This is a genomic window from Sphingomonas sp. CCH15-F11 (assembly GCF_001557005.1).
Taxonomy (GTDB): Bacteria; Pseudomonadota; Alphaproteobacteria; order Sphingomonadales; family Sphingomonadaceae; genus Sphingomonas.
Map to the genome: position 1 here is coordinate 1 of NZ_LSKG01000082.1, position 20,747 is coordinate 20,747.

General features: G+C 67.7%; 15 protein-coding genes. 9 read left to right on the forward strand and 6 right to left on the reverse strand.

The genetic code is table 11. The features are described 5' to 3' along the window. Positions 1–117: 117 nt before the first annotated feature. Positions 118–2,697, reverse strand: coding sequence for a DNA mismatch repair protein MutS (gene mutS, locus AX709_RS07700; RefSeq protein WP_066548400.1), 2,580 nt, complete (start codon positions 2,695–2,697; stop codon positions 118–120). A 740-nt stretch (positions 2,698–3,437) separates the two neighbouring features. On the opposite strand from mutS, the gene AX709_RS07705 reads away from it, so the two are divergent. Further along, the gene (locus AX709_RS07705; protein WP_066548405.1) at positions 3,438–5,699 is read left to right on the forward strand and encodes an NADP-dependent malic enzyme; all 2,262 of its coding nucleotides are present in this window, start codon (positions 3,438–3,440) and stop codon (positions 5,697–5,699) included. Between the two features lie 32 nt (positions 5,700–5,731). Here the strand turns inward: AX709_RS07705 and AX709_RS07710 are convergent, their stop codons facing one another. The 3 genes from AX709_RS07710 to AX709_RS07720 all read right to left on the reverse strand — a co-directional run bounded on the left by AX709_RS07710 (position 5,732) and on the right by AX709_RS07720 (position 9,050). Then, positions 5,732–6,847 (reverse strand): acyltransferase family protein, encoded by a 1,116-nt coding sequence (locus tag AX709_RS07710; RefSeq protein ID WP_066548453.1) that lies wholly within the window; start codon positions 6,845–6,847, stop codon positions 5,732–5,734. A 109-nt stretch (positions 6,848–6,956) separates the two neighbouring features. Further along, positions 6,957–7,745 (reverse strand): SDR family oxidoreductase, encoded by a 789-nt coding sequence (locus tag AX709_RS07715; protein ID WP_066548459.1) that lies wholly within the window; start codon positions 7,743–7,745, stop codon positions 6,957–6,959. A 159-nt stretch (positions 7,746–7,904) separates the two neighbouring features. Continuing rightward, complete coding sequence (locus AX709_RS07720; protein ID WP_066480442.1) at positions 7,905–9,050, reverse strand: acyl-CoA dehydrogenase family protein; 1,146 nt, start codon at positions 9,048–9,050, stop codon at positions 7,905–7,907. 206 nt (positions 9,051–9,256) lie between these two features. Between AX709_RS07720 and AX709_RS07725 the strand changes: the two genes are divergently transcribed. From AX709_RS07725 to AX709_RS07735, 3 genes are read left to right on the forward strand one after another with little or no spacing between them, the layout of a single operon-like run. Then, entirely contained in the window at positions 9,257–10,717 is a 1,461-nt protein-coding gene (locus AX709_RS07725; RefSeq protein ID WP_082731677.1) for an MFS transporter, read from the forward strand. A 7-nt stretch (positions 10,718–10,724) separates the two neighbouring features. Beyond that, positions 10,725–10,952, forward strand: coding sequence for an AbrB/MazE/SpoVT family DNA-binding domain-containing protein (locus tag AX709_RS07730; protein WP_066480443.1), 228 nt, complete (start codon positions 10,725–10,727; stop codon positions 10,950–10,952). 20 nt (positions 10,953–10,972) lie between these two features. Beyond that, on the forward strand, positions 10,973–11,341 hold the full coding sequence (locus AX709_RS07735; RefSeq protein WP_231727457.1) for a type II toxin-antitoxin system death-on-curing family toxin: 369 nt from the start codon (positions 10,973–10,975) through the stop codon (positions 11,339–11,341). A gap of 200 nt (positions 11,342–11,541) precedes the next feature. On the opposite strand, the gene aceA is transcribed toward AX709_RS07735, so the two are convergent. Then, positions 11,542–12,822 (reverse strand): isocitrate lyase, encoded by a 1,281-nt coding sequence (gene aceA / locus AX709_RS07740; protein ID WP_066480446.1) that lies wholly within the window; start codon positions 12,820–12,822, stop codon positions 11,542–11,544. 163 nt (positions 12,823–12,985) lie between these two features. On the opposite strand from aceA, the gene AX709_RS07745 reads away from it, so the two are divergent. After that, positions 12,986–14,371 carry a helix-turn-helix domain-containing protein gene (locus AX709_RS07745; RefSeq protein WP_066480449.1) on the forward strand — a complete coding sequence of 462 codons (1,386 nt, stop codon included), beginning with the start codon at positions 12,986–12,988 and terminating at the stop codon, positions 14,369–14,371. 17 nt (positions 14,372–14,388) lie between these two features. Here the strand turns inward: AX709_RS07745 and AX709_RS07750 are convergent, their stop codons facing one another. Beyond that, positions 14,389–14,667: a hypothetical protein gene (locus AX709_RS07750; protein WP_066480450.1), complete on the reverse strand. Its 279-nt coding sequence runs from the start codon at positions 14,665–14,667 to the stop codon at positions 14,389–14,391. Positions 14,668–14,824: 157 nt separating this feature from the next. On the opposite strand from AX709_RS07750, the gene AX709_RS07755 reads away from it, so the two are divergent. The 4 genes from AX709_RS07755 (at position 14,825) to metH (ending at position 20,656) form a co-directional block, all read left to right on the forward strand. Then, positions 14,825–15,784 (forward strand): ArsR/SmtB family transcription factor, encoded by a 960-nt coding sequence (locus tag AX709_RS07755; protein WP_066548411.1) that lies wholly within the window; start codon positions 14,825–14,827, stop codon positions 15,782–15,784. After that, the gene (metF, locus tag AX709_RS07760) at positions 15,781–16,722 is read left to right on the forward strand and encodes a methylenetetrahydrofolate reductase [NAD(P)H] (RefSeq protein ID WP_066548418.1); all 942 of its coding nucleotides are present in this window, start codon (positions 15,781–15,783) and stop codon (positions 16,720–16,722) included. The genes AX709_RS07755 and metF overlap by 4 nt, the downstream gene beginning before the upstream one ends. Positions 16,723–16,886: 164 nt before the next feature. Then, positions 16,887–17,933: a homocysteine S-methyltransferase family protein gene (locus AX709_RS07765; RefSeq protein ID WP_066548422.1), complete on the forward strand. Its 1,047-nt coding sequence runs from the start codon at positions 16,887–16,889 to the stop codon at positions 17,931–17,933. 107 nt (positions 17,934–18,040) lie between these two features. Then, positions 18,041–20,656, forward strand: a complete 2,616-nt coding sequence (gene metH, locus AX709_RS07770; protein ID WP_066548426.1) for a methionine synthase — start codon at positions 18,041–18,043, stop codon at positions 20,654–20,656. Positions 20,657–20,747: the final 91 nt, after the last annotated feature.

Genomic DNA, 20,747 nt, shown 5'->3' on the forward strand with positions numbered 1-20,747 from the left:
AGGCAGGCGCTCAGGACAGGCTTCGACAAGCTCAGCGGCTACTCAGGATGAGCGGGTCCATTCACTCTCCTCGATTTTTAGCGGCCCCGGCCTGCGCCGGGGCGATGCGGTCGCATTTCATTCCAGCGCCAGTCCCTTCAATCGATAGAGCAGGTCGAGTGCCTCGCGCGGGGTGAGCGCGTCGACGTCGAGCGTCGCGAGCTGGTCGCGCAGCGGATCGGTGGCGGGTGCCGCCTCGGGCGTGGCGACTGCTGCGAACAGCGGAAGATCGTCGAGCCCGGCGGCGATTCCGCCCGTCCGCTCGCGCCCGGCCTCCAGCTTTGCCAGTACCGCCTTGGCGCGCGCGATGGTAACCGGCGGCAGCCCGGCAAGGCGCGCGACCGCCAGGCCGTAGCTGCGGTCGGCGGGTCCGTCCGCGACTTCGTGCAGCAGCACCAGATCGCCCTTCCACTCGCGCGCGCGGACATGGTGGAGGCTCAGCGCGGGGCAGCGCTCCGCCAGCCGGGTCAGCTCGTGATAATGCGTCGCGAACAGGCAGCGGCAGCGATTATCCTCATGAATCGCCTCGACCACCGCCCAGGCGATGGCGAGCCCGTCATAGGTGCTGGTGCCGCGCCCGACCTCATCCAGGATCACGAAGCTGCGCGGCGTCGCCTGCGCCAGGATCGCGGCGGTTTCGACCATCTCGACCATGAAGGTCGATCGGCCGCGCGCCAGATTGTCCGACGCGCCGACCCGGCTGAACAAGCGGTCGACCAGCCCCAGCGTCGCCTGCGCCGCCGGGACATAGCTGCCCGCCTGTGCCAGCACCGCGATCAGCGCGTTCTGGCGCAAAAAGGTCGATTTGCCGCCCATGTTGGGCCCGGTAACGAGCCACAGCCGCGAATCCTCCGACAGGCGGCAGTCATTGGCGACGAAGCGTTCGCCCGCGCGCGCCAGCGCGTCCTCGACCACCGGATGCCGCCCGCCGCTGATTTCGAAACCGGCATGGTCGACCAGCGCCGGCCGCGTCCACCCGGCCTCTGCGGCGCGTTCGGCGAGGCCGGCGGCGACGTCGATCCGCGCGAGCGCGTCGGCGGTCGCCGCAATCGCCTCGCGCCGGTCGACGGCGCGCGCGGTCAGCTCCTCCAGATGCGCGGCCTCCGCAGCGATGGCGTGGGCGCCCGACTGGGTGACGCGCAGCGCGACGTCATGAAGGTCGGGGGCGTTGAAGCGCACGACGCCCGCGAGCGTCTGGCGGTGGGTGAAGCCGCTGTCGGGGCGCATCAGCGCGTCGGCAGCGCGCGCCGGCACCTCGATATGGTAGCCGAGCACGCCGTTATGGCGGACCTTGAGCGCGGAAATGCCGGTGCGCTGGCGATATTCGGCCTCCAGCGCGGCGATGGCGCGTCGCCCCCCGGCACCCGTGGCGCGCAGGTCGTCGAGCGCGATGTCATAGCCTTCCGCGATGAAGCCGCCGGCGCTGGCATCGACAGGCGGTTCGGGCACCAGCGCGCGTTTCAGCAGATCGACCAGCTCGCCATGGCCGCGCAACTGCGGCGCGAGCGTGCGGAGCAGCGCGGGCGCGTCGGCGATCTGCCCCAGCCGCTCGCCCAGCCGCCACGCGCCGTCCAGCCCGTCGCGCAGCTGGCCGAGGTCGCGCGGGCCGCCGCGCCCCGCCGCCAGCCGCCCGATCGCCCGGCCGATATCGGGGAGCGCGCGCAGCGTCGCGCGCGCGCCGTCGCGCAGGCCCGGCGTGTCGTGGAAATACTGGACCACATCGAGCCGCGCCTCGATCGCCGCGCGGTCCATCAGCGGGGCGGCAATGTCGGCGGCGAGCAGTCGCGCGCCCGCGCCGGTGACGGTGCGGTCGACCGCGTCGAGCAGGCTGCCGCGCCGGGTGCCTGCGCTCGACTGGGTCAGCTCCAGGCTTTCGCGCGTCGCGGCGTCGATCGCCATGCTGGCGTCGCTGCGGTCGAGGCGCGGTGGGCGCAGAAAGGGCAGCGCGCCCTTTGCGGTATGGTCGAGATAGGCGACCAGCCCGCCGGCAGCGGCAAGTGCCGCGCGCCCGAACGGGCCGAAGCCGTCAAGCGTCGCCACGCCGAACAGCGCGCGCAGCCGCGCCTCGCCCGCGCCGCTGTCGAAGCTGGCGCGCGGGCGGATGCCGGTCGCCAGCGCCTCGTGCGGCGATCCTTCGGCGACGATGGTCTCGGCCGGTGCGAGCCGGGCGAGCTCGGCCACGAGCGCGTCCGCGCGGGTGGCCACGATCTCGAACCGGCCGGTCGACACGTCGGCGGCGGCAATGGCGACCTCGCCCGCCGCCTCGCCAATGGCGACGCACCAGTTGGTGCTGCGGCTGTCGAGCAGGGCCTCCTCGGTCAGCGTGCCGGCGGTGACGACGCGGACGATCGCGCGCCTGACCAGCGCCTTGGCCCCTGCGCGCTTCCTGGCCTGCTCGGGTGTTTCGACCTGCTCGGCGATGGCGACGCGGTGCCCGGCCTTGATCAGCCGCTGGAGATAGGCGGTGGCGGCGTGGACGGGCACGCCGCACATCGGCACCCGGTCGCCGCCATGTTCGCCGCGTGCGGTCAGCGCGATGTCGAGCACGCCGCTCGCCACTTTGGCGTCGTCGAAGAACATCTCGAAAAAGTCGCCCATGCGATAGAAGAGCAGGCAATCCTGCGCCTCCGCCTTGAGCGCGAGATATTGCGCCATCATCGGCGTGGGCGGGGCGTCCGGAGGGGCGGGTGCATCAGCCATCGGCGCGAGCGTTAGCGCAGCCATGCGGGCGCGCCAAAGGCCAATTGCGCGCGACGGCGACGGCACAAGGCCGGGGTGACGATTTGAAAAGTGACGGGACGATGATTGGAAAGGCCGGGGCGACGAATGTGATGCACGGGTGACGATTGGAAACGGATCGCAAACGGCCGTAAATGTCACGTGCCCGTTTCGTCTCTATTGTGTGGCATCGTGCCTGGATGCTGCATCAGGTCCGGCATGACGGGATCGACGCACGTTCGCCACATGCCGTCACCCCGGCCTTGTGCCGGGGTCCACCGCGCCAAGCCGTGCAACGCGCAGCGGCGAATGCGCGGGATTGGGCCGGTCGCGCGCGACCAGTGGCCAGCGACATCGCGGGCTGCACGGTGGACCCCGGCACAAGGCCGGGGTGACGATCTGAAAAGCGGCGGAGTGACAATCTGACTGAAAAGGGGCGGGCGATGATTGGAAGGGGTCGGGGTCACGATCTGAAGGGCAAGAGTGCCGACCGGAACGCGATCGCAGCTGGCTCCGAACGCTGCGCGTTTCCGCGTCGCTTCAAAAGGTGGGGACTGGGATGCGGAACCCGTTTGGATGTCACCGGTCGGCGAGTGGCGACGGCAATCGTCATGCCGGGGCTGGATCAGTCGCGGCCAGCGTCCTAGAGGCTGCGGCATGGCGAGGGAGAGCGCGCGGCGATGACCGAAGAGACGACCAACCAGTTTTCCGACCGCGAGGCGCTGCTGTTCCACTCGGAAGGGCGGCCGGGCAAGATCGAGATCATCGCGTCCAAGCCGATGGCGACGCAGCGCGACCTGGCACTTGCCTATTCGCCGGGCGTTGCGGTGCCGGTGAAGGCGATCGCCGAAGATCCCGCCACCGCCTACGACTATACCGCTAAAGGCAATCTGGTCGCGGTGATTTCCAACGGCACCGCGATCCTGGGGCTGGGCAATCTGGGCGCGCTCGCCTCCAAGCCGGTGATGGAGGGCAAGGCGGTGCTGTTCAAGCGCTTTGCCGATGTCGATTCGATCGACCTGGAAGTGGCGACCGAGGATGTCGACGCGTTCATCAACTGCGTCGCGCTGCTCGAGCCGTCGTTCGGCGGCATCAACCTTGAGGACATCAAGGCGCCCGAATGCTTCATCATCGAGCAGGCGTTGCGCGAGCGGATGAACATCCCGGTGTTCCATGACGACCAGCACGGCACCGCGATCATCACCGCCGCTGGCCTGATCAACGCGTGCCTGCTGACCGGGCGGCGCATGGACGAGATCAAGGTGGTGGTGAATGGCGCGGGCGCAGCCGCCATCGCCTGCACCGAGCTGATCAAGGTGATGGGCGTGCGTGGCGACAATGTCATCATGTGCGACCGCCAGGGCGTGATCTATCAAGGCCGCACCGAGGGCATGGACCAGTGGAAGTCGGCGCACGCCGCGGTGACCGACCGCCGCACGCTGACCGAGGCGCTGGTCGGTGCCGACGTGTTCCTGGGCCTGTCGGCGGCCGGCGCGCTCAAGCCCGAGATGGTCAAGGACATGGCGCCCGCACCGATCATCTTCGCCATGGCCAATCCCGAGCCGGAGATCCGCCCCGAACAGGCCAAGGCCGCGCGCCCCGACGCGATCATCGCCACCGGCCGGTCGGATTATCCCAACCAGGTCAACAATGTGCTCGGCTTCCCCTTTATCTTTCGCGGCGCGCTGGATGTGCGGGCGACCGGCATCAACGATGCGATGAAGATCGCGGCTGCCAATGCCATCGCCGAACTGGCCCGCGAGCGGGTGCCGGAGGAAGTGGCGATCGCTTACGGTGTCCAGCATAATTTCGGCCCCGACTACATCATCCCCGCGCCGTTCGATTCGCGGCTGATGGAGGTGGTGCCGGTGGCGGTGGCCAAGGCGGCGATGGATTCAGGCGTGGCGACGCGGCCGATCCTCGACATGGCGGCCTATCGCCAGACGCTGCGCGCGCGGCTCAATCCGACGACGTCGGTGCTGACGCTCGCCTATGAAGGCGCGCGCGCGCGGCCCAAACGGGTGCTGTTCGCGGAAGGCGAGGAGGAAGTCGTGCTGCGCGCGGCGATCGCGTTCAAGGACGGCGGCTATGGCACCCCGGTGCTGGTCGGGCGCGACGATGTCCATGACCGGCTGCGCGCGCTGGGCGTCACCGATCCCGACAGCTTCGAAGTGCACAACAGCCGCGTGTCGCCGTTGGTGCCGCGCATGGTCGACTTCCTCTATGGCAGGTTGCAGCGCCGCGGTTATCTGCGCCGCGATTGCGAGCGCATGGTCAACCAGGACCGCAACATCTTCGGCGCGCTGATGCTCCAGCTCGGCGAAGTCGACACGATGATCACCGGCATCACGCGTACCTATGCGCAGAACATCCGCGAGGTGCGCCGCGTCATCGATCCGCTGCCGGGCAAGACGCCGTTCGGCATCCACATCCTGGTCGGCCAAAGCCACACCGTGTTCATCGCCGACACGACGGTGAACGAGCGGCCGAGCGCCGAGGAACTGGCCGACATCGCCGAACAGACCGCGCAGGTCGCGCGGCGGATGGGGCATGAGCCGCGCGTCGCGTTCCTGAGTTATTCGACCTTCGGCAATCCCGAGGGCAAGTGGATCGACAATATCCGCGGCGCGGTGTGCGTGCTCGACGGGCGCGATGTCGGCTTCGAATATGAAGGCGAAATGGCGCCCGACGTGGCGCTCAATCCGGTGCAGCTGGCCAAGTTTCCATTCGCGCGGCTGTCCGGCCCGGCCAATGTGCTGATCATGCCCGGGCTGCAGTCGGCGAACATCTCCGCGAAATTGCTGCGCGAACTGGGCGGCGACACGATGATCGGTCCGATGCTGCTCGGCATGGAGAAATCGGTGCAGATTGCACCGATGACGAGCACCGCGAGCGAGCTGGTGACGCTGGCGGTGCTCGCCGCGGGCGGGATCGCGCGCTAGCCGACGCCGCCGGGGCGGCACCCGCCCGGCGCCTAGAGCGCCTCGCGTGCTTCCTGATCGAGCGCGTTCGTCGCCGGCCTGGACTGCGCGGGGTCGGCGATAGCATAGCGGCGGCGATAGGCGAGCGGCGGTGCCTCGATGAAGCGATAGCTGAGATACCCGATCGGCAGCATCGCCAGGAATGCCGGCACGGCAAAGGCGAGCGCGACGTAGAAGTTCGACAGGTCGAAATATCGGTCGAGCAGGCGCGCCATGTGGTGCACGACGAACGCGTGAAGCAGGTAGATCGAATAGCTGTACGCGCCGGCTTTCGCGACCAGCCACGACACGCCGCGGTCGCGGAATGCGGTCGACTGGTCATAATATGCAATCAGCGCGGCGAAGCAGGCCGCTTCGATCGTCGGCAGGATGATCCAGATCGGTGATCGCTCCAGCCCATTCGAGCCGCCCAGTCGGTCGAATGCCCAGTAGAAGGCGCAATAGGCGAGCAGGACCAGCAGCGCGAGCCGATGACGCCGGCCGAAATGGTGCCGATACTGAAACGCGAGGATCCCCAGCACGAAATCGTCGTATCGGCCGATGATGGTGAAATAGGCCGCCGTCTTCACCTCGCCCAGCTGAAGGAAAATGCCGGTCCGCAGCGTGATCGATCCGAGCAGCGAGAGCGCGAGCCATGCCGGGTTGCGGCGCAGCACGACGAGCAGCAAGGGCAGGATCACGTAGAAGTGCAGCTCAACCGCGATCGACCAACCGCCGTTCGGCCAGCTGGGCAGGATCAGGCCGAGCGGCAAGGATGCGGCATAGCCGGCCCAGTCGCCGCCATGCAGCACGATATTGGCACCCGCAAGCGCCATGGTGACGAGGAGGAGCGGGGCGAGGCGCAGCAAGCGGTTCCAGAGGAACCAGCCGATCAGGATGCGGCGGCCGTCGAGCAGCTTGGCGAAGATGTAGCCCGACAAGGCCATGAACAGCGCGACGCCGGTGTGCCCTTCGTCAAATGGTGCGAGCACGAAGACATCGGGCGCGCCGTCGAAGGGTACCGGCGTGCCGTCCATCCAGTGGAGGAAATGCCAGCAGAAGACGAGAAAGGCCGCGAGCGCACGAATGTGATCGAGCGCGATCCAATGTTCACCGGTCGTTGACCGCACCACTATCCCCCATGTCGCCTGCGCAGGCGCCTATCGTCGACCCGTGCCGGGAGCGATAGTGGCTGGCCGTGTCGTTGGGAAGAGCGGCGGGGATGCGCAGGGATGCGGCTCACGCGTCGATGCTGGTCCCCAGCGATGCATTGACCAGACCGCCGTCGACCGTGATTGTGTCGCCGACCACATAGTCGCCGGCGCGGCTGGCGAGGTAGATGGCGGCGGCGGCCATGTCCTCCGCCTCGCCGATGCGCCTGGCGGGGATCGCTTGGCCGACCGCGTCGCCATGATCGCGCGCGGCCTTGTTCATGTCGCTCGCGAAGGCGCCGGGGGCGATCGAGGTGACGTTGATTGCGTCGCGGATCAGCCGGGCGGCCATGCGCTTGGTCAGATAGATCAGCGCCGATTTGGATGCGTGATAGCTGTAGGTTTCCCACGGGTTGAGCCGCTGGCCGTCGATAGAGGTGATGTTGATGACCTTGGCCGGGCGCGCGCGCGACGCGGCGGCTTTCAGCGCGGGGTGCAGCGCCTGAGTGAGAAAGAAGGGTGATTTGACGTTGAGGTCCATGACCTTGTCCCAGCCCTTTTCTGGGAAATCCTCGAACGGCTCGCCCCAGGCGGCACCGGCATTGTTGACCAGGATGTCGAGCCTGTCCTCATGCTCGGCAAGCTGCGCTGCGAGCGCCTTGCACCCGGCGACGGTCGACACGTCCTGGGGCAGCGCGATGCAGTTGGGGCCGAGTTCCTCGGCGGTGGCGAAGCAGGCGTCGGCCTTGCGGGCCGAGATATAGACCTTCGCGCCCGAGGCGACGAAGCCCGCGGCGATCATCTTGCCGATGCCGCGCGAGCCGCCGGTGACCAAGGCGACGCGGCCGTCGAGGCGGAACAGGGTGGTCGTGTCCATGTGCATCCTTTCACTGGTGGTCTGACCCGAGGCGGGTCGAGTCAGGCTTGGTATCGGGCAGCCCGCCGCGGCAAAGCCGCGTCGTCAGACGGCGCAAGCGCCGCTGGCCGGGCTCGCCGCCGGGTCACGGATCGGGTTCCCCGATCCGCTGCGGCGAGCCTATCCCCCGCGCTTCATCGTTTCGCGGGCGATGATGAGCTGCTGGATCTGGCTGGTGCCTTCGTAGATGCGGAACAGGCGGACGTCGCGATAGAGGCGTTCGATGCCGTAATCGGCGATGTAACCCGCGCCACCGTAGATCTGCACCGCGCGATCGGCGACGCGGCCGACCATTTCGCTGGCATAGTATTTGGCTGCCGCGCTTTCCATGACCACGTCGTCGCCCGCATCCTTGCGCGCGGCGGTTTCGAGGACGAGGGCGCGGGCGGCGAGGGCTTCAGTCTTTGAGTCGGCGATCATCGCCTGGATCAGCTGGTGCTCGGCGATGGGTTTGCCGAACTGGCGGCGCTCGCCGGCATAGGCGACGCAATCGGCGATCAGCCGCTCGGCGACGCCCACGCACACCGCGGCGATGTGCAGCCGCCCGCGGTCGAGCACCTGCATCGCGATCTTGAAGCCCTGGCCTTCCGCGCCCAGCCGGTTGGCGGCGGGGACGGGCACTTCGTCAAGGTTGAGGTCGGCGACCTTGGCACCCTTCTGCCCCATCTTCTTCTCGGGCTCGCCCACCGACACGCCGGGCAGGTTGCGCGGCACCAGGAAGGCGGAAACGCCGCGCCCGCCGGGTTCGTCGCCGGTGCGCGCCATGACGGTGAACAGGTCGGCCTTGTCGGCGTTGGTGATGTAGCGCTTGGTGCCGGACAGCCGATAGACGTCGCCGTCCCTGACCGCGCGGGTCTTTACGCTGCCGCTGTCGGACCCGACATCGGGTTCGGTCAACGCGAAGCTGGTGACGATCTCGCCGCTGGCGATGCGCGGCAGCCACTGCGCCTTCTGGTCGGGCGTGCCGGCGATCACGAGGCCCTGGCTGCCGATGCCGACATTGGTGCCGAAGGTCGAGCGGAAGGCGGGCGTGGTGCGGCCAAGCTCGATCGCGACGCGGCACTCCTCGCCCATGGTCAGGCCGAGCCCGCCATATTCGGGCGCGATCGACAGGCCGAACAGGCCGAGCGCCTTCATCTCGTCGACGATATCGGCGGGAATCGCGTCGTCGGACTCGACCCGCGCCTCGAGCGGGCGCAGGCGCTCCGCGACGAAGCGGCGGACCGTGTCGATCAGCGCGTCAAAGGTTTCCGGATCCAGCGCCATCCCCTGCCTTTCGCAAGCCGTGCGACGCTGGCGACCTCCAGCGTTCCTGTTGTTCGAACGGGCCATCCCCGCCGGCCCCGTGCTAGCGTGAAGCCCGGTCACGGGCAAGCGGGTGGGCATACCCGATCTTCCAACAGCGATGGTTTGACCGATGCGCGCGGTGGCCTATGCTGGCGTTGGCGGGCACGGAAGGTTTGACAACGCACATGACCGAAGCTGTGACGGCCGCAGTGCCGCCATCCCGCCGGGTGCGGACCGGCACGACCCTGTCCTTCGGTGTCGGCGCGATCGCCTATGGCGTGAAGGACAACGGCTTCGGCACCTTCCTGCTGCTCTTCTACAACCAGGTGATCGGGCTGCCGGCGGCGTCGGTGGGCTTCGCGATCATGTGCGCGCTGATCCTGGATGCGTTCATCGACCCAGCGATCGGCGTCGCGTCCGACCGCACCCGCACCCGCTGGGGCCGGCGGCACCCGTGGATGTACGCGTCGGCGCTGCCGATCGCGATCGGCTGGCTGCTGCTGTGGAACCCGCCGGCATGGTCGCCCGGCGCGACGCTCGCCTGGCTGTTCGCGACCGCGGTAATGGTGCGGTCGGCGGTGTCGGCCTATGAGGTGCCGAGCCAGGCCCTCGCACCCGAGCTGAGCGCCGATTATGACGAGCGCACGCGGCTGACCGCCTATCGCTATCTGTTCGGCTGGCTGGGCGGACTGGTCGCGCTGCTCGCCGCCTATACGGTTTTCCTGGTGCCGGAGACGCCTGGTGCGGACGGGTTGGCCAATCGCGGGGGCTATGCGAGCTATTCGGTCGCCTGCGCCGTGGCGATCATGCTCGCCATCCTGCTCTCCGCAGCGGGCACGCACCGCGAGATCGCGTCGCTGCCCCGGCAACCGGCGGTCGAGGGCGGCATGGGCCAGGCGTTTCGCGAACTGGTGGAGGCGGTGCGCAACCGGGCGTTCGCGGTGCTGATGCTCGCGGGGCTGTGCGTGTACACTAACCAGGGCATCAGCTTTGCCCTGTCCAACTATCTCTATTCCTATGTCTGGCAGTTCGGCACGGGGGCCTTCACCGTGCTGGCCGGCGTGCTGTTCGCGGGCGTGGTCATCGCGTTCGCCATCGCCGGGCGCGTCGGTGCGCGGATGGGCAAGCCGCGCGCGGCGGCGATGTTCACGCTGTTGACGGCGATCCTGGCGACGCTGCCCTATTGGCTGCGGCTTGCCGGGTGGTTCCCGGCGGTCGACAGCCCGATGATGCTGCCGGTGCTGTTCGGCATCTATGTGCCCAACACGGCGTGCAGCGTGGCGGCGATGATCCTGGGCGCGTCGATGATGGCCGATGTGGTCGAACATTCGGAAGTCACGACCGGCCGCCGTTCCGAAGGCGTGTTCTTCGCGGGGTCCTTCTTCATCCAGAAATGCACCGGCGGCGTCGGCATCTTTCTCAGCGGGCTGATCCTGTGGGCGGCGGATTTCCCGCAGAATGCGGTCCGGGGCGCGGTGCCGGTCGACGCGCTCGACCGGCTGACGCTGATCTTCTCGATCGTTTATCTGGTCATCGGGCTGGTCGGGACCGCAGTGTTCGTGCGCTTTCCCTTTGGCCGGGCCGAGCATGAGGCCCGCATCGCCCGGCTCGCGGCGGCTGGCGCGGAAGCGAAAGGCGTGTTATAACGTTTGTATGACCAAGCCCTTGAAACTGATCAAAATCGGCAATTCGACGGGGATCGTTCTGCCGAAGGAATTGCTTGCCCGGCTTCGCGTGGAGCTTGGTGACGAGCTGTTTGTGAGCGAGGTCCCCGAAGGATTCACGATCAGCAAGCGTGACCCGGATTTCGAGGCCCAGATGGAGGTTGCACGCGAGGTCATGGCGCGCCGTCGTGCCGCGCTTCGTGAGCTTGCCAAATAGTGCCTCGCCAATGGGTGTGGGTGGACGTCGGCGTGGCCGTTGCCGCTCATCACGAACAGCTGGCCGAGCATGGCGGCGCCGCAGGGCTGCGCGACGAAAACATGCTACACAGCGCCATGGCGCGGCCGTTGAACCTGATGGCCTACGGCGACCCTGACGCGGCGGAGCTTGCCGCCAGCTATGCGTTCGGGATCGCGCGGAATCATCCGTTCGTAGATGGCAACAAGCGAACCGCAGCGGTGGTGAGCGAAACCTTCCTTGCGCTGAACGGCTATCGATTGGACTGCAGCGATGCGGAGCTGGTGGTGACATTTCTCGCTTTGGCGGCGGGAGAGCTCGGGGTTGATCAGCTTACGGACTGGTTCCGCGCACATTTGCGGCAGGATTGAGCCACAAGCGATCGGCTTCCCGCTGAGGCAGCGCATGGACCCCGAATCAAGTCCGGGGTGACGGGAAGGGGTGGGCGCGGCTGAATGGCTTGGGGCGGCCGACAGAGACGATTTTCCGCGCCCCGTAACGGAAATGCCCGCCGGACACATGGTCCAGCGGGCACCCTTTCCTCCCCAGGAAACTTGAACGAAGGTGCGGCTTATGCTGCTTCCTTCTTGAACTGCGCGGCCTCGGTCGATTCCGCGAGCGCGGTGGTCGAGCTGGCACCGCCCGCAAGCGTGGTCGCGACCAGGTCGAAATAGCCGGTACCGACCTCGCGCTGGTGGCGGGTCGCGGTGTAGCCGTTCGCTTCCGCCGCAAATTCGGCCTGCTGCAGCTCCGAATAGGCCGCCATGCCGCGATCCTTGTAGCCGCGCGCCAGCTCGAACATGCCGTAGTTCAGCTGGTGGAAGCCGGCGAGCGTCACGAACTGGAACTTGTAGCCCATCGCGCCGATCTCGCGCTGGAACCGCGCAATGTCGTCCTTGTCGAGATTCTTCTCCCAGTTGAAGCTGGGCGAGCAGTTGTACGCCAGCATCTTGTCGGGAAACTGCTTCTTGATCGCTTCGGCAAAGCGGCGCGCATCGTCCATGTTGGGCTTCGACGTTTCCCACCACAACAGGTCGGCATGTTCGGCGAAGGCCAGGCCGCGCTTGATGCAGTGATCGACGCCGGTGCCGTCCTTCAGGCGGAAAAAACCCTCGGGCGTGCGTTCGCCGGTCAGGAATTCGTGATCGCGCTCGTCGACGTCGCTGGTGATCAGCTTGGCGCTTTCCGCATCGGTGCGCGCGCAGATGATCGTCGGCACACCGGCGACATCGGCGGCGAGGCGCGCGGCGTCGAGGTTGCGGATATGCGCCTGGGTCGGGATCAGCACCTTGCCGCCCAGATGGCCGCACTTCTTCTCGCTCGCCAGCTGGTCCTCGTAATGCACGCCCGCAGCACCGGCGGCGATATACGCCTTCATGATCTCATAGCAGTTGAGCGGGCCGCCAAAGCCGGCTTCGGCATCGGCGACGATGGGGGCGAACCAGTCGCGGGTGGCGCCACCCTCCGAATGCTCGATCTGGTCCGCGCGCTGCAGCGTCGCATTGATCCGCCGCGCCAGTTCCGGGCCGGCATTGGCGGGATAGAGCGACTGGTCGGGATACATCTGGCCGGCGGTATTGGCGTCGGCGGCGACCTGCCAACCCGACAGATAGATCGCCTTCAGGCCGGCGCGCACCATCTGCATCGCCTGGTTGCCCGACAACGCGCCGAGCGCGTTGATATAGTCTTCGCTCTTCAGCAGTTCCCACAGCTTTTCCGCGCCCTTGCGCGCCAGCGTATGTTCGATCGTGATCGATCCGCGCAGCTTGGCGACATCGTCGGCGCTGTACGGCCGCACGATGCCGTCGAAGCGCCCGGCGGGAGCGGGGACGAGGTCGTTGAAGCTGGCCATCTGTCGTTCCTTTACAATCTTGCGCCCGAAACGCCGCGTGATGCGTGCCGACTACCCCCGATATTCCGCAGACGCGAACGAAATGCGGGCAAAATCGGGTGTCGGTGTCGCGGATCACCCGCCGTGGCTTGTCATCATGTAAATATACGTACAAGTTGCGCATATGGCAGAAGGCAAGCTGTTCGCCGGGCACGCGGTGCGCCGGCTGCGCCGCGCAGCGGGGCTGACCCAGGCGGCGATGGCGGCCGCGCTCGGTATTTCGCCCAGCTATCTCAACCTGGTCGAGCGCAATCAGCGGCCGATCTCCGCCGCCCTGCTGGTCGCGCTCGCCCAGCAATTCGATTTCGATCCGCGCAGCATCGCGGCGAGCGAGCCGGGCGGCGGGGTCGAGGCGCTGCGACGACGGCTGGCGGATCCGATGTTCGCCGACCTGGCGATCGACCGGGGCGAGCTTGATGCATGGGTGGCGGCGGCCCCGGGCGGGGCGGAGGCCTTTGCGCGTGCGTTCGACCGGGCAGGATCGGGCGCGCCGGCGGCGGGAGACGGCGACGATCCGCAGCTTGCCGCGCGGCGTGCGGTCGAACGCTGGCGCAACTATTTCGCTGACCTGGACGGTGCGGCGGAACGGCTGGCCGACGACCTGCGCGTCGCGGGCGGCGACCCCTATGGCGCGATGGCCGACCGGTTGCGGGTCAAGCACCAGCTGTCGGTGCGCGTGCTGCCGGTCGAGGTGATGCCCAACCGGCTGCGGCGGCTCGACCTGCACGCGCGGCAGCTGCAGCTGTCGGAGATGCTCGATCCGGCATCGCGCGTGTTCGCGCTCGCGACGCAGCTCGGACAGCGTGAGGCGGCGACCGAGATCGACGCGCTCAGCCGGGGCGCGGCCATCACCGATCCGGTCGCGGAGCGTCTGTTCCGGCGCTACCTGGCCGGCTATTTCGCGGCGGCGGTGATGATGCCCTATGCACGCTTCCATCGCGCGTGCGAGGCGACGGGGTATGACATCGAGTTGCTGATGCGCAGGTTCGGCGCGGGGTTCGAGCAGGTCGCGCACCGCATGACGACGCTCCAGCGCGTCGGCGCGCGGGGGCTGCCCTTCTTCATGCTGCGCGTCGACCGGGCGGGGCAGATTTCCAAGCGGCTGGCGGGGGCGAGTGGCGCGCCGCTGGTCGAGGGCGGGGGGCTGTGCCCGCTATGGGATGCGCTGGACGCGTTCGCGCGGCCCGGCGACCTGATTACCCAGTTGGTGGCGCTGGAGGATGGCAGCCGCTGGTTCACGCTGGCGCGAACCGTGCAGCCGCAGGGCGCGCGGGTCGGCGCGGTACGCGCGCGCTTTGCGATCGTGCTGGGGCTGGCGGCGGGCGACGCGGTCACGCTGGCGGCGGCACGCGGCCAGGATCTGGCGGGGCGCGCCGCGCCGACGGGACTGGGATGCGCACGCTGCCTGCGTGCCGATTGCCCCCAGCGGTCGCTGCCGCCGCCGGGGCGGACGCTGGTCGTCCACGATCGCGAGGCGGGGCTGACCCCGTTCGTGTTCGCGGACGATTGATCCAGCGCGCCGGCGGCTCAGTTCTGGAGGTCGCGCCCGGCTTCTTCCAGCTCCTCGCCGGCTTCACGCGTGCCGTTGTCGATCGCGGCACCGGCGGCATCGGCGGTGTTCTCGGCTGCCTGGAAGGCATCCTGGCTCGCCGCGCTGACATCGTTGGCGGCTTCGCCCATCGTCGCTTCGGCATCGGCGGCGACGGTTTCCGCGGCCTCCGACGTTTCGTCCTGAGCGCGCTCCGAACAGGCGCCCAGCGTCAGGGCGGCGGTGGCAACGGCGATTGCGAACACGGCTTTCTTCATGGATTTCCCTCAAAAAAAACATGGTGACGAACGGCGCGTATGGCCCCGGAGGGCACACGGATCCCGATGGGCCGGGCCGATCGGTATCGGAGGTGCAACGAGCAATCCGGCCGAACGATCCATTGACCTCATATAAAGAAATCTTTATATCATATCCATGGCCAATGCCCTCGACCTGTTTCGCGCGCTGGGCGACCCGACGCGGCTGCGCATCCTCGCGCTGCTGCGCTCGATGGAGCTCGCCGTCGGCGAATTGGCGCAGGTGCTGGGGCAAAGCCAGCCGCGCGTGTCGCGGCACGTGAAGATCCTGTGCGATGCGGGCGTCGCCGAACGGCGCAAGGAAGGCAGCTGGGTGTTCGTCGCACTGGCCGAAGGCGCGCGGATCGATGCGTTGATCGACGCGATCGATGCCTGGCCGCTCGGCACGCTGGCGCGCAATATCGAGGCCGATGCTGCGCTGCTCGCCGCGGTGCGCGCGGATCGGGCGGCCGCGGCGGCGCAGTGGTTCCAGGACCATGCCGGCGAATGGGATGCGATCCGGTCGCTCCATGTCCCCGAAGCCGAGGTCGAGGCGATGATGGCGCGGCTGTTCGGCAACGGCTCGCTCGGCCGGCTGGTCGACATCGGCACGGGCACGGGCCGGATGCTGGAACGCTTCGGGCCGCTTGCCGAAAGTTCGATCGGGATCGACCGCAGCTCGGAAATGCTGCGGCTGGCACGCGCCAAGCTGAGCGAGCGTGGGCTGGCCGCCGCCGAGCTGCGCCAGGCGGATTTCCTGGCGCTGCCGGTCGAGGACGGCGCGGCCGACACCGCGATCCTGCACCATGTGCTGCATTTCGCGCAGGCCCCCGAAGCGGTCATCGCGGAGGCAGCGCGCGTGCTGCGCGCCAACGGCCGCTTGATGATCGTCGATTTCGCCCCGCACGCGCGCGAAGAACTGCGCACCCGCGACGCGCATGCGCGGCTGGGTTTTTCGGACGAGCAGGTGATCGGCTGGTTCGACGAGGCGGGGTTGATGCCGACGCGGACCGAGACGCTGGAGGGCGGGGAATTGACGGTGAAGATCTGGCTGGCGCGCAAGGCGGCCGGCCCTGTGTTGGAGGTTGAGGCGGCATGACCCTATCGGTTCCCCAGCTCGAGGAAGCGCGCCGCGCGCTCGACGCGCCGCTGTTCGCCGACCTGGCGGGCGATGCGCAAGTGAGCTTCGAGTTCTTTCCGCCGCGCACCGAGAAGATGGAGGCGGCATTGTGGGACGCGGTGACGACGCTGGCGCCGCTGGGCCCGCGCTTCGTTTCGGTCACCTATGGCGCGGGCGGATCGACGCGCGAGCGCACCCACGCGACGGTCGCGCGGATCGGGCGCGAGACGCCGATCCCGGCGGCGGCGCACCTGACCTGTGTCGAAGCCTCGCGCGAGGAGATTCACGCAGTCGCCGAGGAATATTGGGCGGCCGGCGTGCGCCACATCGTGGCGCTGCGCGGCGATCCGCCGGAAATGGGCGCCAGGTTCGTGCCGCACCCCGACGGCTATGCCAGCGCGGCCGACCTGGTCGCCGGGCTGCGCCGCATCCGCCCGTTCGAGATTTCGGTGGCCGCCTATCCGGAGGCGCATCCCGAAGCCGTCAGTCAGGCGAGCGACATCGACAATCTGAAGCGCAAGCTGGACGCGGGCGCGACGCGCGCGATCACGCAGTTCTTCTTTGAGGCGGAGACGTTCTTCCGCTTTCGCGACGCCGCCGCAGCCGCGGGCATTTCGGCTGAGATCGTGCCCGGCATCCTGCCGGTGTCCAACGTCGCCCAGACGCGCAAGTTCGCCCGCATGTGCGGTGCGGCGATCCCGCAATGGATGGATCGGCTGTTCGAGGGGCTGGACGACCATCCCGCCGCGCGCCAGCTGGTCGCGGCGACGGTGGCGGCGGAACTGTGCCGCAAGCTCTATGCGGGTGGGGTGCGCCATTTCCATTTCTACACGCTCAACCGCGCCGAGCTGAGCTTTGCCATCTGTCACCTGCTGGGGCTGAGGGCACGGCCGGTAGCGGGGCTGGCGGCGGCTTAATTCAACGAGGAACCCAAAGCGCCGTTCGTTTCGAGCGAAGTCGAGAAACGTCGACCCGGTCCCGCGTTTCTCGACTTCGCTCGAAACGAACGGGGAAGAGATCATCCGGTTTACCAGGTGCAGCGCCCGGGCATCGACAACCATTCAAGGCATACGGATTAGATATGACCGCCAGAGAAGCCCTGCTCGCCCAGGCCCGCACCCGCATCCTGATGACCGATGGTGCGTTCGGGACCGAAATCCAGAACTGGAAGCTCGCCGAGGCTGATTATGCCGGCACGCTCGGCCTCAGCCACGACCAGAAGGGCAATAACGACATCCTGGCGCTTACCGCGCCGCATGTGCCGGAGACGATCACGCGCGCCTATCTGGACGCCGGGTCGGACATCGTGTCGACCAACACGTTCAGCGCCAACCGGATCAGCCAGGCGGACTATGGTGCCGAACATCTGGTGCGCGAGATCAACGTCGCGTCCGCGCGGATCGCGCGCGCCTGTGCCGACGAGGCCGTCGCGAAGGACGGCAAGCCGCGGTTCGTCGCGGGTGCGATCGGCCCGACCAACAAGACGCTGTCGTTGTCGCCCGACGTCAACGATCCCGGCTATCGCGAGATCGATTTCGACACGCTGAAGCAGGTGTATCGCGAGCAGGTCGATGCGCTGGTCGAAGGCGGGGTGGACTTCATCCTGATCGAAACCGTGTTCGACACGCTGAACGCCAAGGCCGGGATCATGGCGGTGATCGAGGCGGAAGCGGCGCTGGGTCGCGACCTGCCGATCATGCTGTCGATGACGCTGACTGACTTGTCGGGGCGCAACCTGTCAGGGCATACGGTCGAGGCGTTCTGGCACGCGGTGCGTCACGCGCGGCCGGTGACGATCGGGCTCAACTGCTCGTTCGGGGCGGAACAGCTGCGCCCGCACGTCAAGGTGCTGGCAGGCATCGCCGATACGCTGATCATGGTCTATCCCAATGCCGGGCTGCCCAACGAACTGGGTGCCTATGACGAGCTGCCCGCAACGACCGCCACGCTGGTGCGCGAATGGGCGGAAGCGGGGCAGGTCAACATCCTGGGCGGCTGCTGCGGATCGACGCCCGCGCATATCCGCGCGATTGCCGATGCGGTGTCGGGGATGGCCCCGCGCGTCATGCCCGAGCCGCCCGTGATGACGCGCCTCGCCGGGCTGGAGCCGTTCACCATGGCGGCGTAACTCCGACCCTTCCAGAGCAGCCCGTTCGTTTCGAGCGAAGTCGAGAAACGGGCCTCAGCGCTATCGGTTAGCGTTTCTCGACTTCGCTCGAAACGAACGGAACATTTGTGACTTCTACAAGCACCTCCACCAATTTCGTCAATGTCGGCGAGCGCACCAACGTCACGGGTTCCGCGGCGTTCAAGAAGCTGATCATGGCCGGCGACTATGCCAAGGCGGTCGAGGTTGCGCGCCAGCAGGTCGAGAACGGCGCGCAGGTGATCGACGTCAACATGGACGAGGGGCTGCTGGATGCGGTCCACGCCATGACCACCTTCCTGAAGCTGATCGCCGCCGAGCCCGACATCGCGCGCGTGCCGGTGATGATCGACAGCTCGAAATGGGAGGTGATCGAGGCCGGGCTGAAATGCGTGTCGGGCAAGCCGATCGTCAATTCGATCAGCATGAAGGAGGGCGAGGCGCAGTTCCTGGAGCATGCGCGCAAATGCATGGCCTATGGCGCGGCGGTCGTTGTCATGGCGTTCGACGAGGTCGGGCAGGCCGACACGAAGGACCGCAAGGTCGAGATTTGCGCGCGCGCCTACAAGCTGCTGACGGGCATCGGCTTCCCGCCCGAGGACATCATCTTCGACCCCAATGTGTTCGCGGTGGCGACGGGGATCGAGGAGCACAACAATTATGCGGTCGACTTCATCGAGGCGACGCGGGAGATCAAGGCGCGCTGCCCGCATGTCCATATCTCGGGCGGGCTGTCCAACCTGTCGTTCAGCTTTCGCGGCAACGAACCGGTGCGGCGCGCGATGCACAGCGTGTTCCTGTATCACGCCATCCCCGCCGGCATGGACATGGCGATCGTCAATGCGGGGCAACTCGACATCTATGACACGATCGATCCCGAACTGCGCACCGCGTGCGAGGACGTGGTGCTCAACCGCGACCCTGAGGCCGGCGACCGGCTGGTGGCGCTGGCCGAACGCTATCGCGGCACTGATGCGGTGGCGGAGAAGCAGGCGGCGGAATGGCGCGGCTGGGGCGTGTCGCGCCGGCTGGAACACGCGCTGGTCAAGGGCATCGACCTGCATGTCGTCGAGGATACCGAGGCCGCGCGGATCGAGGTGGCGGCGCGCGGCGGCCGCCCGATCGAAGTGATCGAAGGGCCGTTGATGGACGGCATGAACGTCGTCGGCGACCTGTTCGGATCGGGCAAGATGTTCCTGCCCCAGGTGGTGAAATCCGCCCGCGTGATGAAGAAGGCGGTCGCCCACCTGCTCCCCTATATCGAGGCGGAGAAACAGCCCGGCGCGCGCGGCAAGGGCAAGGTGATCATGGCGACCGTCAAGGGCGACGTGCACGACATCGGCAAGAACATCGTCGGCGTGGTGCTCCAGTGCAACGGCTTCGACGTCGTCGACCTGGGCGTGATGGTGCCGTGGTCGAAGATTCTCGACGCCGCGAACGAGAATGACGCCGACATGATCGGGCTGTCGGGCCTGATCACGCCGTCGCTGGACGAAATGGTGACGGTGGCGGAGGAAATGCAGCGCGCCGGCATGACGATGCCGCTGCTGATCGGCGGGGCGACGACGAGCAAGGTGCACACCGCGCTGAGGATCGCGCCCGCCTATGCGGGACCGGTCGTCCATGTGCTGGACGCCAGCCGCGCGGTCGGCGTGGCGACGACCTTGGTCTCCGACACCCAGCGCGACGATTTCGTCGCGAAGGTCGCCGACGAATATCAGGCCGTGCGCGACGCGCGCGAGGGACGGACGCAAAGCGAGCTGGTGCCGATCGCGCGCGCGCGCGACAATGCGTTCGAGGCAGACATGACGCTGAAGCCCGCCGCGCCCAGGCAGCCCGGCGTCCATGTGTTCCGCGACTGGGACCTCACGGATCTCAAGGACTATATCGACTGGACCCCGTTCTTCCGCGCCTGGGAACTGCACGGCAATTATCCCGCGATCCTCGACGACGCGGTGGTGGGCGAGAGCGCGCGCAGCCTGTTCGCCGACGCGCAGCGGATGCTCGACCGCATCATCGCGGAAAAATGGCTGGTCGCGCGCGGGGTGTGCGGCCTGTGGCCGTGCGCGCGCGACGGCGACGACGTCATCCTGCATCTCGACAGCGAGGAAAATGTCCGCCTGCCCTTCCTGCGCCAGCAAGTCGCGAAGCGCGAGGGCCGCGCCAACATGTGCCTCGCCGATTTCATCAGCCATGATGGTGACTGGATCGGCGGCTTTACGGTGTCGATTCACGGCATCGAGCCGCATCTGGCGCGGTTCAAGGCGGCGATCGACGATTATTCGGACATCCTGTTGAAGGCGCTGGCCGACCGGCTGGCCGAGGCGTTCGCCGAGCGGCTGCACGCGCATGTCCGCACCGACCTGTGGGGCTATGCGGCGGGCGAGCAGCTGACCGGCGAGGCGCTGATCCGCGAACAGTATCGCGGCATCCGCCCGGCGCCCGGCTATCCGGCGTGCCCCGACCACAGCCTGAAACCGATCCTGTTCAAGCTGCTCGACGCGCATCATGCGACCGGCATCAGCCTGACCGAGAGTTTCGCGATGCTGCCGACCGCGGCGGTCAGCGGATTCTATTTCGGCCACCCCGACGCGGCGTATTTCGGCGTGGCGCGGGTGGGGCGCGATCAGCTGGAGGATTATGCGGCGCGGCGCGGGGTCGATCTGGCGACGGCGGAACGCTGGCTGCGGCCCAATCTGGATTGAGTGAAGCGTGAGGGATTAAGGCTTCTCGAAACGGGGCAACCCAACCCGTCGCCCCGGCGGAGGCCGGGGCCGCTCACCAAGGTGGCGCCAC